18 protein-coding genes and 1 pseudogene are annotated in these 15,421 nt (G+C 70.4%); 12 read left to right on the forward strand and 7 right to left on the reverse strand.

The features are described from left to right. Nucleotides 1-36 precede the first annotated feature (36 nt). The 8 genes from clpS (at nt 37) to ACIP4Y_RS00525 (ending at nt 5,376) form a co-directional block, all read left to right on the forward strand. A complete protein-coding gene (gene clpS, locus ACIP4Y_RS00490) occupies nt 37-345 on the forward strand; it encodes an ATP-dependent Clp protease adapter ClpS (RefSeq protein WP_053749283.1) in 309 nt (102 codons plus the stop codon). Nucleotides 346-355: 10 nt separating this feature from the next. Continuing rightward, nucleotides 356-961 carry a DUF2017 domain-containing protein gene (locus ACIP4Y_RS00495; RefSeq protein WP_401385856.1) on the forward strand — a complete coding sequence of 202 codons (606 nt, stop codon included), beginning with the start codon at nt 356-358 and terminating at the stop codon, nt 959-961. A gap of 341 nt (nt 962-1,302) precedes the next feature. Then, on the forward strand, nt 1,303-2,736 hold the full coding sequence (locus ACIP4Y_RS00500; protein ID WP_358637250.1) for an amino acid permease: 1,434 nt from the start codon (nt 1,303-1,305) through the stop codon (nt 2,734-2,736). Between the two features lie 139 nt (nt 2,737-2,875). Then, on the forward strand, nt 2,876-3,298 hold the full coding sequence (locus tag ACIP4Y_RS00505) for a M67 family metallopeptidase (RefSeq protein WP_358637252.1): 423 nt from the start codon (nt 2,876-2,878) through the stop codon (nt 3,296-3,298). A gap of 79 nt (nt 3,299-3,377) precedes the next feature. Next, nucleotides 3,378-3,473, forward strand: coding sequence for a putative leader peptide (locus ACIP4Y_RS00510; RefSeq protein WP_358637254.1), 96 nt, complete (start codon nt 3,378-3,380; stop codon nt 3,471-3,473). Nucleotides 3,474-3,597: 124 nt separating this feature from the next. Next, nucleotides 3,598-3,876 (forward strand): MoaD/ThiS family protein, encoded by a 279-nt coding sequence (locus ACIP4Y_RS00515; RefSeq protein WP_401385861.1) that lies wholly within the window; start codon nt 3,598-3,600, stop codon nt 3,874-3,876. Between the two features lie 17 nt (nt 3,877-3,893). Beyond that, the gene (locus tag ACIP4Y_RS00520) at nt 3,894-4,844 is read left to right on the forward strand and encodes a cysteine synthase (protein ID WP_358637258.1); all 951 of its coding nucleotides are present in this window, start codon (nt 3,894-3,896) and stop codon (nt 4,842-4,844) included. Nucleotides 4,845-4,914: 70 nt separating this feature from the next. Continuing rightward, a complete protein-coding gene (locus tag ACIP4Y_RS00525; protein WP_401385864.1) occupies nt 4,915-5,376 on the forward strand; it encodes a hypothetical protein in 462 nt (153 codons plus the stop codon). On the opposite strand, the gene ACIP4Y_RS00530 is transcribed toward ACIP4Y_RS00525, so the two are convergent. Beyond that, nucleotides 5,373-5,831: a type II toxin-antitoxin system PemK/MazF family toxin gene (locus tag ACIP4Y_RS00530; RefSeq protein WP_401385867.1), complete on the reverse strand. Its 459-nt coding sequence runs from the start codon at nt 5,829-5,831 to the stop codon at nt 5,373-5,375. The two genes, ACIP4Y_RS00525 and ACIP4Y_RS00530, sit on opposite strands and share 4 nt — an antisense overlap. A gap of 237 nt (nt 5,832-6,068) precedes the next feature. On the opposite strand from ACIP4Y_RS00530, the gene ACIP4Y_RS00535 reads away from it, so the two are divergent. Then, nucleotides 6,069-6,821: an MBL fold metallo-hydrolase gene (locus ACIP4Y_RS00535; protein ID WP_401385870.1), complete on the forward strand. Its 753-nt coding sequence runs from the start codon at nt 6,069-6,071 to the stop codon at nt 6,819-6,821. 57 nt (nt 6,822-6,878) lie between these two features. Here the strand turns inward: ACIP4Y_RS00535 and ACIP4Y_RS00540 are convergent, their stop codons facing one another. Both ACIP4Y_RS00540 and ACIP4Y_RS00545 read right to left on the reverse strand, forming a co-directional pair. Next, nucleotides 6,879-8,144 carry a PTS transporter subunit EIIC gene (locus ACIP4Y_RS00540; protein WP_401385873.1) on the reverse strand — a complete coding sequence of 422 codons (1,266 nt, stop codon included), beginning with the start codon at nt 8,142-8,144 and terminating at the stop codon, nt 6,879-6,881. A 179-nt stretch (nt 8,145-8,323) separates the two neighbouring features. Continuing rightward, a complete protein-coding gene (locus ACIP4Y_RS00545; RefSeq protein WP_401385876.1) occupies nt 8,324-9,610 on the reverse strand; it encodes a PTS transporter subunit EIIC in 1,287 nt (428 codons plus the stop codon). 155 nt (nt 9,611-9,765) lie between these two features. Here ACIP4Y_RS00545 and ACIP4Y_RS00550 point away from each other — a divergent pair, with 155 nt between their 5' ends. From ACIP4Y_RS00550 to ACIP4Y_RS00560, 3 genes are all read left to right on the forward strand, one after another. Then, entirely contained in the window at nt 9,766-9,999 is a 234-nt protein-coding gene (locus ACIP4Y_RS00550) for a glucose PTS transporter subunit EIIB (RefSeq protein ID WP_030347750.1), read from the forward strand. 77 nt (nt 10,000-10,076) lie between these two features. After that, complete coding sequence (gene rph / locus ACIP4Y_RS00555; RefSeq protein WP_401385880.1) at nt 10,077-10,811, forward strand: ribonuclease PH; 735 nt, start codon at nt 10,077-10,079, stop codon at nt 10,809-10,811. Between the two features lie 115 nt (nt 10,812-10,926). Next, nucleotides 10,927-11,328, forward strand: coding sequence for a hypothetical protein (locus ACIP4Y_RS00560; protein WP_401385883.1), 402 nt, complete (start codon nt 10,927-10,929; stop codon nt 11,326-11,328). Nucleotides 11,329-11,356: 28 nt separating this feature from the next. Here the strand turns inward: ACIP4Y_RS00560 and ACIP4Y_RS00565 are convergent. From ACIP4Y_RS00565 to ACIP4Y_RS00580, 4 genes and pseudogenes are all read right to left on the reverse strand, one after another. Continuing rightward, a pseudogene (locus tag ACIP4Y_RS00565) lies at nt 11,357-12,007 on the reverse strand (DUF1707 domain-containing protein); the annotation flags it as partial. Between the two features lie 9 nt (nt 12,008-12,016). Continuing rightward, a complete protein-coding gene (locus ACIP4Y_RS00570; RefSeq protein ID WP_401385886.1) occupies nt 12,017-12,997 on the reverse strand; it encodes an ATP-binding cassette domain-containing protein in 981 nt (326 codons plus the stop codon). A 1-nt stretch (nt 12,998) separates the two neighbouring features. Then, the gene (locus ACIP4Y_RS00575) at nt 12,999-13,826 is read right to left on the reverse strand and encodes an ABC transporter permease (RefSeq protein WP_401385889.1); all 828 of its coding nucleotides are present in this window, start codon (nt 13,824-13,826) and stop codon (nt 12,999-13,001) included. Next, a complete protein-coding gene (locus ACIP4Y_RS00580) occupies nt 13,819-14,619 on the reverse strand; it encodes an ABC transporter permease (RefSeq protein ID WP_401385892.1) in 801 nt (266 codons plus the stop codon). Before ACIP4Y_RS00580 ends, ACIP4Y_RS00575 begins: the two co-directional genes overlap by 8 nt. Nucleotides 14,620-15,421: the final 802 nt, after the last annotated feature.

Raw genomic sequence — 15,421 nt, forward strand, 5'->3', positions numbered from 1 at the left:
TGTGACGATTTCTGGGGGCCGTGGCAGCATGGCTGTGTGACGTCACCCGCGCCCGTAGAGATCGAACGCACCGAGTCGGCGGAGGAGGTCTTCGCCGTACCCGAGCCCGACGTCCCCTGGGTCACGATCGTGCACAACGACCCGGTCAACCTCATGAGCTATGTGACGTACGTCTTCCAGTCGTACTTCGGCTACTCCAAGGACAAGGCCACCAAGCTCATGCTCGACGTCCACCACAAGGGCCGGGCGGTCGTCTCCAGCGGCAGTCGCGAGGAGATGGAGCGCGACGTGCAGGCGATGCACGGCTACGGTCTGTGGGCCACCCTCCAGCAGGACCGGAAGTAAACGCACTTAGATGCCCGGACACTTCGAACCGCTCCCCGGCGGCGGCGCGGCCGTCGCGCTCGACGACGTCGAGATCTCCATCATCCGGTCGCTGGCCGTCCAGCTCCTGGAACTCATCGGTCCCGGCCCCGGCGCCGACACCCCGAAGGATCCGCTCGCCGAGCTGTTCGCCGAGGGTCCGAGCGAGCCGCCCGCCGACCCGGTGCTCAAAAGGCTCTTCCCCGACGCCTACAGCGACCCGGAGGAGGTGCCCTCCTCGCCGGCCGAGGCCGAGGAGCGGCGGGCGCACTCCGCCGAGTTCCGCCGCTACACCGAGAACGACCTGCGGGCCGGAAAGCGGGAGAACGCGCTCGGCGTGATCCGCAGCCTGGACGCGCTCGCCCCGGTGGACGAGGGCGGGGCGGTGCTCGAGCTGGCCCCGGAGGAGTCCCGGCAGTGGCTCGGCGCCCTCAACGACCTGCGGCTGGCGATCGGCGCCCGGCTGGAGATCACCGACGAGGACGACACCGACCTGCTCTACCGGCTCCCGGAGGAGGACCCGCGCAAGCCGATGGTGCTGGCCTATCTGTGGCTGGGCGGGCTCCAGGAGACCCTGGTGTCGACCCTGATGCCGTAGCCCTGTGTCCGGCTCGCACGGTTTTGACCCGTTCCGGTGTTCGCTCAGAGGACGCTCAAATCCGGATAACGATCCCGTCACCTTTGTGGCCTGTTTTGCCGCATTCGAGCGCTCTTTGTCCGCTTTTACCTGTGCGATGCGCCACATCGTGCCCCTGTGATCAGTATTGCGGCCGTGATAAATCTTCACGACCGCCCGGCCGACACCACCCATGTCCGGCCGGGTGCGCCACCGAGCCGACGACCGTCGGCCAGGCAGACAGCTCCATCATCCGGGGGGATCGAGACCCGATCCGAGGCCGACGAAAGGCCCGGGTCGGCATGGAGAAAGGCGCACCACACATGACCTCAGCGCAGGTCGACCAGCACCGCGACGGCAACGAGGCCGCGCGGGCGGAGGGCAGCGAGGGCGAGGGCTATCAGCGCGGGCTCGGCGCCCGGCAGATCCAGATGATCGCCATCGGCGGTGCCATCGGCACCGGCCTGTTCCTGGGCGCGGGCAAGGGCATTTCCAAGGCCGGCCCCAGCCTGATCCTGGCGTACGCCATCGCGGGCCTCGTCATCTTCTTCATCATGCGGGCACTCGGCGAGCTGCTGATGTACCGCCCGGTGTCGGGTTCGTTCTCGGAGTACGCGCGCGAGTTCATCGGCCCGTTCGCCGGTTTCGTGACCGGATGGACGTACTGGCTGTTCTGGGTGGTCACGGGCATCACCGAGGTCACCGCTGCGGCCTCCTACATGACCTACTGGTTCGACACCCCGCAATGGGTGTCCGCGCTGATCTTCACGGTCGTCCTGTACGGCGCCAACCTGATCTCCGTGAAGCTCTTCGGTGAGCTGGAGTTCTGGTTCTCCATGGTCAAGGTCACCGCCATCATCGGCATGATCCTGATCTGCGTCGGCATCCTCACCGTCGGCTTCTCCGACGCCGGTGACACGGCCTCCGTCAGCCACCTGTGGAACGACGGCGGCTTCTTCCCGCACGGTGTCGGCAACACGCTGATGACCCTGCAGATGGTGATGTTCGCCTTCCTCGCCGTCGAGCTGGTCGGTGTGACCGCGGGCGAGTCCAAGGACCCCAAGACCGTGCTGCCCAAGGCGATCAACACCGTGCCGTGGCGCATCGCCGTCTTCTACGTCGGCGCGCTGATCATGATCCTGTCGGTCGTGCCGTGGACGAACTTCCACCCGGGTGTGAGCCCCTTCGTGGCCGCCTTCGAGAAGATGGGCTTCGCCGCCGGCGCGGGCATCGTCAACTTCGTCGTGCTCACCGCCGCGCTGTCGTCCTGCAACTCCGGCATGTACTCCACCGGCCGCATGCTGCGCGACCTCGCGCTCAACAGCCAGGGCCCGAAGATCTTCACCAGGCTGACGCCCAGCGGTACGCCGCTCGTCGGCACCTCGTTCTCCGCCGCGCTGATGCTGGTCGGCGTCTGGATCAACTACCAGTGGCCGGGCAAGGCGTTCGACTACGTGGTGTCCTTCGCGACCATCTCCGGCATGTGGGCGTGGATCGTCATCCTGCTCTGCCAGCTCCGCTACCGCGCCAAGGCCGACCGCGGCGAACTGCCCCGCTCGGAGTTCCGCACGCCGGGTGCCCCGTTCACCAGCTGGTTCGCGCTCGCCTTCATCGGCATGGTGATCGTGATGATGGGCATCGACAAGGACGCCCGGGTCTCGCTCTACTGCGCGCCGCTGTGGGCCCTGATCCTCGGCGTCGCCTACCTGGTGCTCAAGCGCCGCAACCCGGAGGCCGCGGCCTTCCGCAAGCGCTGACCGGACCCCCGGAAAAGGACGTCCGGCCGCCGGGAGCACTCGTGGCGCCCCCGGCGGCCGCCGCTCAGGACGTCCGAGATGTGGGCCGTCCCGTACCACCCCTCGGTACGGGACGGCCCCTCTGCTTATCCTGACCCCCATGCTGACCATCACCCAGGCCCTGTACGACCAGATCGTCGCCCACGCGCGCAAGGACCACCCCGACGAGGCGTGCGGCGTGGTGGCGGGCCCGGCGGGCTCGGACCGCCCCGAGCGCTTCATCCCCATGCTGAACGCGGCGATGTCGCCCACCTTCTACGAGTTCGACTCGGGCGATCTGCTCAAGCTCTACCGCGAGCTGGACGACCGGGACGAGGACCCGGTGGTCATCTACCACTCCCACACCGCCACCGAGGCCTACCCCTCGCGCACCGACATCTCCTACGCCAACGAACCCGGCGCCCACTACGTGCTCGTCTCCACCGCCGACACCGACGGCCTCGGCGAGTTCCAGTTCCGCTCCTACCGGATCGTGGACGGGGAGGTCACGGAGGAAGAGGTCAAGGTCGTGCAGGCCTACTGATCTCGCCCCCCGGACCAAATCCGTCCGGCATGCGGAATCACACTCCGGGAACGGGGCCGGGAATCGATACGATGAGCCCATGGTTCTTCTCGACGTGAGCGACAAGACGCCGGGCATGCTGCTCGTGGCGCGGCTGCACGTCGACCTGTGCAGGCTGAACAGCGCCATCTGTTGATCGACCCCGCTGCCGCCGTCCGGCCGTGAGCCGCGGCGCTCCCCAGTGCCGAAAGCCTGGGGGACCCCCCAGGCTGCGCGCGCCTGACCGAACCGACGACACCTTCCGACAGGAGCCCTGAGCCATGGCCATCGAGGTCCGCATCCCGACCATCCTCCGCCAGTACACCGACGGTCAGAAGGCGGTGGAGGGCAACGGTGAGACCCTCGCCGAGCTGTTCACCGACCTCGAGACCCGGCACGCCGGCATCCAGGCCCGCATCGTGGACGGCGAGCAGCTGCGCCGCTTCGTCAACGTGTACCTGAACGACGAGGACGTCCGTTTCCTGGACGGCATCAACACCAAGCTGTCCGACGGCGACAACGTGACGATCCTGCCGGCCGTCGCCGGCGGCATGCGCTGATCGGTCACTGGGCAGCGATGCGCTACGACTCCCCGCTGGCCGCGGTGGGCAACACCCCTCTGGTGCGCCTGCCGCGGCTGTCGCCGTCCCCCGAGGTCCGGATCTGGGCCAAGCTGGAGGACCGCAACCCCACCGGCTCGGTCAAGGACCGTCCCGCCCTGCACATGATCGAGCAGGCGGAGAAGGACGGCCGGCTCACCCCGGGCTGCACCATCCTGGAACCCACCTCCGGGAACACCGGCATCTCCCTCGCCATGGCGGCCAAGCTCAAGGGCTACCGCATGGTGTGCGTGATGCCGGAGAACACCTCCCAGGAGCGGCGGGACCTGCTCGGCATGTGGGGCGCCGAGATCATCTCCTCGCCGGCCGCCGGCGGTTCCAACACCGCCGTGCGCGTGGCCAAGGAGCTGTCCGCCGAGCACCCCGACTGGGTGATGCTCTACCAGTACGGCAACCCGGACAACGCGGGCGCCCACTACGCGACCACCGGCCCGGAGATCCTCGCCGACCTGCCCTCGATCACCCACTTCGTGGCGGGCCTCGGCACCACCGGCACCCTCATGGGCGTCGGCCGCTATCTGCGCGAGCACAAGCCGGACGTGAAGATCGTCGCCGCCGAACCGCGCTACGACGACCTGGTCTACGGCCTGCGCAACCTCGACGAGGGCTTCGTCCCCGAGCTGTACGACGCCTCCGTCCTCACCACCCGCTTCTCGGTGGGCTCCGCCGACGCGGTCACCCGCACCCGTGAACTCCTGCGGCAGGAAGGCATCTTCGCGGGCGTCTCCACCGGCGCCGCCCTGCACGCGGCGATCGGCGTCGGCAACAAGGCCGTCAAGGCGGGCGAGAGCGCCGACATCGTCTTCATCGTGGCCGACGGCGGCTGGAAGTACCTCTCCACCGGCGTCTACACCGCGGCCACCACGGAGGAGGCCATCGCGACACTGCAGGGCCAGCTCTGGGCGTGACGGCGGGGGATCCGGGCGCGTCGGTGGTACGTCACAACTGCACCAGGACATCTGCAGAAAGGCGGACCCCATGCGCCGTACGACGCCCCTCGCCCTCGCGGCGGCCGCGCTGATCCTCGCGGGCTGCGGTTCCCAGCAGGGCACCGGCAGCAGCGACAAGGTGTCGGCGCCGCCCCGCGGCGGCACGCCGTCGCCCACCCGGTCCGCCGGCGACTGCACCGGCGGGGTGGAGCTGACGGCCGCCGATCACGGCCGTACCGTCTGCGTGGCCGAGGGCGGCGAGGTCCGGCTGTCCCTGGACGGCACCCGGGCCCGCCCCTGGAAGCCGGTCACCGCGAGCGGTACGGCACTGAAGGCCATCAACGCCGGCTTCGTACTCCAGCCGGGGGACGCCACGGCCGCGTACCAGGCGGTGGCCGCCGGCACGGTGAAGCTCACCTCGTCCCGTCCGCTGTGCGCCGAGCCCACCGCACCGGGCCAGGTGTCCTGCAAGGGCATCGAGGAATGGTCGGTCACCGTCCGGGTGGACTAGCCCGCCAAGTGCCGTACCTGGTCCCACAGGACCGGGTCGACCACCCCCACCCGGCGGCGGAAGCCGGTCACCGGGACCTCGCGCAGTTCGTCGGTCTCCAGGAAGCTGGGCCGGCCCTGGGCGTCGCCGACCGCGCCGGGCGGCAGCGGGATCACCCCGGAGCGCTCGTCGTGGTACTTGCTGGTGATCTTCGCGACCGTGGCCCGGTCCCCGCGCACGGCCAGCACCAGGCACGGCCGGTCCTTCACCCCGCCGCGGTCCTCGAAGGGGACGTTCGCCCACCAGATGTCCCCGGGGGAGGGCCGTACCGCGTGCGCGGTCCGCGCGCCCGGCCGGCCCGGGGGCCGCAGCCGCCGTCCGCCGGGGCGGCGGCTCCCGCCCCAGCCGTCGACGAGCGTGGCGACCAGCGCGAGCAGTACCACCGCCGCGAGCGCGAGCCACCAGGACGTGTCCATACGACGACGTTACCGGCGCACGCCGCACATCGCGCGCCCTCTGCCGATCCTTGTGCGCCCTACGTCCAGCCGAACCGGTGACAGCACAGGTGAGTTCGCCCACAACGGCCCCTGGCGGAGGAGCGACCCGTGCTTTTGCGCCTTACGCTCGACAAACCGCACGACCCCCGACAGCCCTCATCCCGAGGGGTCCCCCGTCCCGCCCACAGCGTTCCCGCCAGCGGAGGTTTCTGCTTCATGAAGCTCACCGTCGTCGGCTGCTCGGGGTCGTTCCCGTCCGCGGAATCGGCCTGTTCGAGCTACCTCGTCGAGGCCGACGGCTTCCGGCTGCTCCTCGACATGGGCAACGGCGCCCTTGGCGAGCTGCAGCGCCACTGCGGTCTCTACGACCTCGACGCGATCTTCCTCAGCCATCTGCACGCCGATCACTGCATCGACATGTGCGCGTACTTCGTGGCGCGCTACTACCGCCATGACGGCGGCCGCTGCGACCCCCTCCCGGTCTACGGCCCCGAGGGCACCGAGCACCGGCTCACCACCGCCTACGCGGACACCCCCTCCGCCTCCTCCATGAGCGAGGTCTTCGACTTCCACACGGTCAAGCCGTCCACCTTCGAGATCGGCCCGTTCACCGTGCACACCGAGCGGGTCCGCCACCCCGTGGAGGCCTACGCCATCCGGATCGAGCACGGCGGGAAGTCCCTGACGTACTCCGGCGACACGGGCGTCACCGGGGCGCTGGACGAGCTGGCCCGGGACACCGACCTGTTCCTGTGCGAGGCCGCGTTCACGCACGGCAAGGAGAGCATTCCCGACCTGCACCTCAACGGGCGCGAGGCGGGGGAGACGGCCGCGCGCGCGGGAGCGCGCCGCCTGGTCCTCACCCACATTCCGCCGTGGACCGATCCCCAGGTGAACCTGCGGGACGCCCGTGCGGTGTTCGCGGGGCCGGTGGAACTGGCCGCGCCGCGGGCCACGTACGAGATCTGACGCCGGACAGGCAGAAGGGCCCCGGAACCGGGGTTCCGGGGCCCTTGCGACGTCTGGCTACTTCGCCTCGGCCTTCTGCAGTTCCGCCAGTTCCTCGTCGGACTCGCGGCCCGGGGTCGGCAGGTTGAACCTGGTGATCGCGAAGCGGAAGATCACGTAGTAGACCACCGCGAAGCACAGGCCGACCAGGACCAGGCCCCACGGGTTGCTCGCGATGCCCAGGTTGAGCCCGAAGTCGACCGCGCCCGCCGAGAAGCCGAAGCCGTCCTTCATGCCCAGCGACCAGGTCAGCGCCATCGAGACACCGGTGAGGACCGCGTGGATCGCGTACAGGACCGGCGCGATGAACATGAAGGTGAACTCGATGGGCTCGGTGACGCCGGTGACGAAGGACGTCAGCGCGAGCGAGAACATCATGCCGCCGACGACCTTGCGGCGCTCGGGCCGGGCGCAGTGGACGATGGCCAGGCACGCGGCCGGCAGCGCGAACATCATGATCGGGAAGAAGCCGGTCATGAACTGGCCCGCGTGCGGGTCGCCGGCCAGGAAGCGCGCGATGTCACCGCTCTTGCCGTGGTACTCGCCCGCCTGGAACCACGGGAACGAGTTGAGCAGGTGGTGCATGCCGATCGGGATCAGCGCACGGTTGGCGACACCGAAGATGCCGGCGCCGACCGCGCCCGACTTGACCAGCCACTCGCCGAAGCTGTGCAGGCCCGTGCCGAGGACCGGCCAGATGTAGCCGAAGACGATGCCGATGAGCAGGCCCGCGAAGGCCGACAGGATCGGGACGAGCCGGCGGCCGCCGAAGAAGCCCGCCCAGTCGGGCAGCTTGGTGCGGTAGAAGCGCTGGTACAGCAGGGCCACCACGATGCCCATCACCACACCGCCGAGGACCTTGGCGTCCACCGGGGCGTTCTGCATGACGATCTTGCCGTCGACGACGGTCGCGACCTTCGGCAGGTTCTTGTCGGTGAAGGTGCCGAGCACGTTCTTGAAGACGAGGTAGCCGACGACCGCCGCGAGGGCCGTGGAGCCGTCCGACTTCTTCGCGAAGCCGATCGCGATGCCCACGGCGAACAGCAGCGCCATGTTGTCGAGGATCGCGTTGCCGCCGGCCGCCATGAAGGAGGCGATCTTGGTCAGGAACGTCGGGAAGGAGGGGCGGCCCAGCATGTCGGTGTTGCCGAGGCGCACCAGCAGGGCGGCGGCCGGCAGGACGGCCACCGGCAGCATGAGGCTGCGGCCGATGCGCTGCAGCACCGCCATCGCGCCGGCGCCCTTCTTCTTCTCGGCCGCGGGAGCGGCGCTGGCCGTGGTCACAACTTCCTCCATAGGCAAGGCGCCGCCCGGGAACCATGGAAGGGGACGGCAGCGTCTCTGGTCTACACCACTTGGTGGTGTAGACCTGTTGTAGCACGATGAAGGCGGCGTAAGGAACCCGCGAATCCGCTACCGCGGCGCTACGCGCTGTGCGCCCTCGGGCCCGGGCCGGCCCTGGCTCAGCCCTTGGTGACGTCCTCGACCTCGTCCACCGGCTCCCGCCCCGGTGTCCTCAGGCCGAACCTCGTGATCGCGAAGCGGAACACCGCGTAGTAGACGGCCGCGAAACACAGGCCGATCGGGATGATCGCCCAGGGTTTCGTCGCCAGGTGCCAGTTGATCACGTAGTCGATCAGCCCCGCCGAGAAGCTGAAGCCGTCGTGCACCCCGAGCGCCCAGGTCACCGCCATCGAGGCACCCGTGAGCAAGGCGTGGACGCCGTACAGCGCGGGCGCGACGAAGAGGAACGAGTACTCCAGCGGCTCGGTGATGCCGGTGACGAACGAGGTCAGCGCCACCGACAGCATCAGGCCGCCGACCTCCTTGCGGCGCTCCGGCCGCGCACAGTGTGTGATGGCCAGCGCGGCGGCCGGCAGCGCGAACATCATGATCGGGAAGAAGCCCGAGGTGAACTGGCCGGCGTTCGGGTCGCCCTGCAGGAACATGTTGATGTCGCCGTGCACCACCGTGCCGTCGGGCTTGGTGTAGCTGCCGAACTGGAACCAGATGGGCACGTTCAGGAACTGGTGCAGCCCCACCACCAGCAGCGCCCGGTTCGCGACCCCGAAGAGGCCCGCGCCCCAGGCCCCCGCGTCCCGCAGCCACCCGCTGAAGCTCTCCAGGGCGGCACCGACCGGCGGCCAGACGAACAGGCACACCACGGCGAACGCGATCGCGACGAAGGCCATGAGGATCGGCACGAGCCGGCGCCCGTTGAAGAAGCCCAGCCAGTCCACCAGCCGGGTGCGGTGGTAGCGGGTCCAGAAGAAGGCCGCCAGCAGCCCCATGACGATGCCGCCGAAGACGCCCGGGTTCTGGTAGGTGAACGCGGACACCGTGCCGTCGGCCGCCTGGCAGCCCGTCACCACCACCTTCGCGCCCGCCGGGCAGGTCTGCGGGAACTGGCGCAGCACGCCGTAGTAGACGAGGAAACCCGCCACCGCCGCGAGCGCCGTCGAACCGTCGGACTTCTTCGCCATGCCGATCGCCACGCCCACGCAGAACAGCAGCGGCAGCCCCAACTGCCCGTCGAGCAGGGCGCCGCCCGCCCCGCTCATCACCTTCGAGACGTCCGTCCAGCCCAGGCCGTCCCCGCCGAACACGTCCGGCTGCCCCAGCCGGTTCAGGATGCCCGCCGCCGGCAGCACGGCAATGGGCAGCTGGAGGCTGCGGCCCATCTTCTGCATGCTCTGGAACAGGCGGTTCCAGCGGGTCCCGGCGGGGCTTGCCGTGCTCTCGGCACTCATGGGTTTGGCGACCCTCCCCACGGTGGTGTAGACCAGTCGACGGACGGTTCCGCTGTCGTGATCGCCATCATCCGGCACGGACGGCAAGACCGCTCGCGAAGATGGGCCAACTGTGGGTTACTGCGACAAAGCGGTTCGGAGCAGGGAGAAGGAACATGGCCAGCAAGGCTGAGAAGATCGTCGCCGGGCTCGGCGGCATCGACAACATCGAGGAGATCGAGGGCTGCATCACCCGGCTGCGCACCGAGGTGTCCGACCCCGACCTCGTCGACGAGACCGCCCTGAAGGCCGCCGGTGCCCACGGCGTCGTCCGGATGGGCACCGCCGTCCAGGTCGTCATCGGCACCGACGCCGACCCGATCGCCGCGGAGATCGAAGACATGATGTGAGCCGACGGGTTCACCGGCAAGGGGCTCTTCCCGACGCGGGAGGAGCCCCTCCGCCGTGTACGGCTAGGCTCATCGGCATGTCTCGCATCGACGGCCGTACTCCCGAACAGCTCCGCCCGGTCACCATCGAACGCGGCTGGAGCAAGCACGCCGAAGGCTCCGTCCTCGTCTCCTTCGGCGACACCAGGGTCCTCTGCACCGCCTCCGTCACCGAAGGCGTCCCGCGCTGGCGCAAGGGCAGCGGCGAGGGCTGGGTCACCGCGGAGTACGCCATGCTGCCCCGCGCCACCAACACCCGCGGCGACCGCGAGTCCGTCAAGGGCAAGATCGGCGGCCGGACCCACGAGATCTCCCGGCTCATCGGCCGCTCCCTGCGCGCCGTCATCGACTACAAGGCGCTCGGCGAGAACACCATCGTCCTCGACTGCGACGTCCTCCAGGCCGACGGCGGCACCCGCACGGCGGCCATCACCGGCGCCTACGTCGCCCTGGCCGACGCCGTAGCCTGGGCCCAGGGCAGGAAGCTGATCAAGGCCGGCCGGCAGCCGCTCAGCGGCACCGTCAGCGCCGTCTCCGTGGGCATCGTCGGCGGCGTCCCGCTGCTCGACCTGTGCTACGAGGAGGACGTGCGCGCCGAGACCGACATGAACGTCGTCTGCACCGGCGACGGCCGCTTCGTCGAGGTCCAGGGCACCGCCGAGGCCACGCCGTTCGCCCGCGGGGAACTCGACGCCCTGCTCGACCTCGCCGTCACCGGCTGCGCCGAACTGACCGCGGCCCAGCAGGCGGCACTCGCGGCCACCCGCGCGTAAAGAGACCTTCAAGGCGCCGGGCAACCCGCCGGGCCTCCCCGTCGTCCCTCTGGGTACGGGCGCACCGCTCACCGGCGTGCGCCCGGCCAGCCGTACCAGGGGAGGGAACACCACCATGGCCGCCAGCCGACGCCGAGGCCGGCTCACCGCCGTCGCCGCCGCCGTAGCGACCGCCGCGCTCACCGCCGGCCTCACCGCCGGCTGCGACGCCATGAACAAGGCGCTCGACTGTGTGCAGACCGCCGACGCCATCGCCGACAGCGTCACCGATCTCCAGCAGGCCGTGGAGAACGCCGCGAACGACCCCACTCAGGTGGACTCCTCGCTGGACTCCATCGACAAGAGCCTGCGCAAGATCGGCGACAAGACGGACGACGCCGATGTCAACAAGGCCGTGGACGACCTGCGCAAGGCCGTGGACAACGTACGGACGGCCGTACAGAACGGGGACGACACACCGGATGTCAGCCCGGTGACGGACGCGGCGGGGGAACTCACCAAGGTGTGCACGCCGTAGCGGTCACCTTCGGGCGCGGTCAGCGGCCCTTGTCGAGCCGGCGCTGTTCCTTCAGCCGTTTGCGTTCGGCGCGCGGCAGCTTGCGCTCCACTCCCACGCCGCCCCAGAAGGCGAAACCACCGATGACGACCCGGGGGGCGCCCGGCTCGGGCGGGGCGTCGTCCCTGGGGTGCTCGAAGGCGCCCATCACGCCGATGCCCCGTACGACGACCTCCACCCCGGGCGGTACGACGACCTGCACCCCGCCCATGACCGCCACACAGTTGATCACGACCTCACGGTCGGCGAAGTCCGCCTCGCGCAGGTCGAGTTCGCCGCCGCCCATGAAGGTGAAGCAGGAGAACCGCCGCGGCACCGTCCAGCGGCCCCTGCGCTCGAACCCCGACAGGATCGCCACCGCCCCCGTCGAGGACCCCTCGCCCCCGGTGATCCGGCCCGCCCAACGCCCGTCCCGCACCGGCTCCTTGACGAAGGAGACCGCCGCGGAACCGGACGCCGGCAGATCGCGGGTCAGCGGCGCCAGCTCGCCGTACGTGCGCGCCGTGTAGGCCGCCTCCAGTCGCTCGTCGAACTCCGCCATGTCGAGCCGCCCCTCGGCCAGGGCGTCCCGCAGGACCTCGGCGACCCGCTCACGGTCGGCGTCGGACGCCCGGAGATCCGGGGCTGCGTCGTCGCTCATGACAGCAGCCTACGAGACCGCCTTCTCGGCGTACATCCTGGCGATGACGGCCTCGATGTCCGGTTCCCGCACCGACAGGTCCACCAGCGGATACCGGGCCGCCAGATGAGCCACCAGCGGCGCCGCCGACTGCCCCGCCGGGAACGCCAGCCACTGCCGCGGCCCGTCCACCCGCACCACCCGCGCCGACGGCACCTCGACCGGCGGCAACTCCCGCTCCAGGTCCACCACCAGCGTCCGCTCGCTCTCCCCGGCCTCGTGCAGCCCCGCGAGCGGACCGTCGTACACCAGCCGCCCGTGGTCGATCACCATCACCCGGGAACACAACTGCTCGATGTCCTGCAGGTCGTGCGTGGTCAGCAGCACCGTCGTGCCCCGCTCGGCGTTCACCTCCCGCAGGAACTCCCGCACCCTGGCCTTCGACACGACGTCCAGGCCGATCGTCGGCTCGTCCAGGTACAGCACGTCCGGATCGTGCAGCAGCGCCGCCGCGATGTCCCCGCGCATCCGCTGCCCCAGCGACAGCTGCCGCACCGGCACGTCCAACAGGGCGCCCAGATCCAGCAGTTCCACCAGACGGTCCAGGTTCTCCCGGTAACGGGCGTCCGGGATCCGGTACATGCGGTGCGCCAGCCGGTAGGAGTCGATCAGCGGCAGGTCCCACCACAACGTGGTCCGCTGCCCGAACACCACCCCGATCCGGTGCGCCAGCCGTGCCCGCTCCCGCGCCGGATCGATGCCCGCCACCCGCAGCCGGCCGGCACTCGGCGTGAGGATCCCGGTCAGCATCTTGATCGTCGTCGACTTCCCGGCACCGTTCGGCCCGATGTACCCGACCATCTCCCCGCGCGCCACACGGAACGAGAGCGAGTCCACCGCCCGCACCTCGCGCCGCTCCCGCCGGAGGAACCCGGTCTTGCGGCGCACCTCGAAGACCTTCTCGACCTGCTCCAGGACGATGAAGCCGTCCCCTGCGGTGAAGTCACCCACGCTAGCTCCCTGTGCTGCGGTACGAACGAAGTCCCGCCCGCCAGGCCAGCCCCGCCAGCGCACAGCACCCCACCGCCACCAGCGGCGGAGCCCACGCCAGCCACAGCGGCAGCCCCAGCGGATACGGCCGCCCCAGCACATACGTGGCGGGCAGCCAGTTGACGAAGGCCAGCGGAAGCACGAAGGTCACCCCGCGCACCAGCTCCTTCGCGAACACCGTCGGCGGATACTGCAACAGCGTCGTACCGCCGTACGTGAAGGCGTTCTGCACCTCCGAGGCGTCCTGCGCCACGAACTGGAACGCCGCCCCGGCCACGAACACCGCGCAGAAGATCCCGCAGCCGCTCACCACCATCACCGGCATCAGCAGCAGCCGCTCCGCCGTCCAGTCGATGTCCACCCGGGTCAGCGACCAGCCCAGGACCAGCGCCCCCTGGGTCACCCGGCCCAGCCGGCGCAACGCGAACCGGTCGGCCGCCACCTGCGCCAGCACCGGCGCCGGCCGCACCAGCAGGGTGTCCAGCGTGCCGTCCCGGACCCGCCGGCCCAGCCGGTCCATCGACCCGATCAGCAGGTCGGCCAGCCCGAAGGAGGCCGCCGACAGCCCGTACAGGAACGCCACCTCGGGCAGCGGATAACCGCCCAGCGCGTCCACCCGGGAGAACATCAGCATGATCGCGACGAAGTCGAGGAACGTCGCCGCGAAGTTCCCGAACGTCGTCATCGCGAAGGACGCGCGGTAGGCCATCGTGGACCGCACCCACATCCCCGCCACCAGCCGGTACGCCCGGATGCCCTCGGCCGGCCGGTACCTCCCGCGCTCAGCCACCCTGCACCACCACCCGGCGCGTCGCCGCCGACTGCACCAGCCGGCCCGCCCCCAGCAGCGCCGTTGCCCACGCGGCCTGGAAGAGATAGGTGGGCAGCGGGTCCGCGTGCCCCAGCAGGATGTCCGCCGGGGCCTGCAGCAGCGAGGACCAGGGCAGGATGCGTACGACCTCACCGAGCGCGCCCGGGAACACGTTCAGCGGCAGCAGCATGCCCGAGCAGAAGAAGCCCAGCAGCCACGCCATCTGCACCACACCGGTGCCGTCCAGCAGCCAGAACGCGCTCAGCGCCACCAGGTAGCGGATGCCGAACCCGACCAGCATGGCCAGCCCCACGGCGACGAGGAACGCCGCCCAGGTGCCCGCGTCGGACGGCAGGTACACCGGGAAGCACAGCGCGCCGAACACGAACGGCACCAGCCCCCGGCCCAGCAGCTGGAAGAACGCCCGGCCGAGATCCGCCGCCAGCCACCACAGCTGGAGATCGGCCGGCCGGTACAGGTCGATCGCCACGTCCCCCGTACGGATGCGTTCCATCAACTCGTCCTCGACCCCGCCACCCCCGATCGCGAGGGTCGACAGGAACGCCTGCCCGAGCCAGACGTAGGTCACGGCCTGCGCCTGGTCATACCCCCCGAGATGCGGCTTCTCGTCCCACAGCGCGCGATACGTGTAGACGAGGATCAGGCCGAAGACGGTGTTCGTGAACACCCCTGCCGCAGTGGCGGCCCGATAGGTCGCGTACCGTCGGAACCCCCCTGCCGCGACGGCCGCGTACAACCGTCCCGCGCCCACGCCAGTCGACCTCCTCGGACTGCTCGACACCGAAGCGCAGGAGCCTAGTCCGGAGGCCCGGCGGCCGGCCACGCGTTTTCCGGCCGGAAGCGTGCCGGAATCCGGGAACGGAACGCCAGGTGCGAGAGTCTTCAAACAGGGGGAGCGCAGAAGCGTACGAGGCGTACGGGAACGTACGACGCGAAACAGGAGTCCGTGCACGAGATGAGCGACGAGCCGCAGCCGCAGCAGCCGAACGACGGCGGGGCACCGAAACGGCCGCTGCCGGCTGAAGGGCCCGGCACCCCGGGGGGCCGCAAGCCGCACACGCCAGCCCCCGACGACGGGAGGCGCGAACGTCCCCGACGGCCCGACACCGACCGCACCGCACCCCCCGTGCAGCCCGACAACACCGAACCCACCGGCAACCGCCGGACCAGCTCCGACACGCCGAGCCCGGCGCCCCGGGAGGGTTCCGGCGCGGCGGGTCCGGGGTCCGGTGACCGGCCCGGTGCGACGGGCTCGGCATCCCGTGACCGGTCCGGTGCGACGGGGGCCGGCCCGGCGGACGCGGGGGCGCAGGACCGAACGGCTTCCATGGCCCGGGCCCGCCAGGCGGCCCGCGGCGGCCGGACGGAGCAGACGGGGGCTGCTGGGTCAGCCGCGGACACGTCGGCCGACGGCGCTTCGGCGCCTGGCCGGGGTTCGGCTTCCGGCGGTACTTCGGCGTCCGGCGCCAGTTCGAAGTCCAGCGGTGGTCCGGCACCCGGTGGGGGCGTGGGCTCCGGTGGTGCTTCGGGGGCTGGGCGTGGTCCGGTTTCCG

Origin of the sequence: Streptomyces sp. NPDC088810 (assembly GCF_044750305.1) — a bacterium.
Classification (GTDB): domain Bacteria; phylum Actinomycetota; class Actinomycetes; order Streptomycetales; family Streptomycetaceae; genus Streptomyces.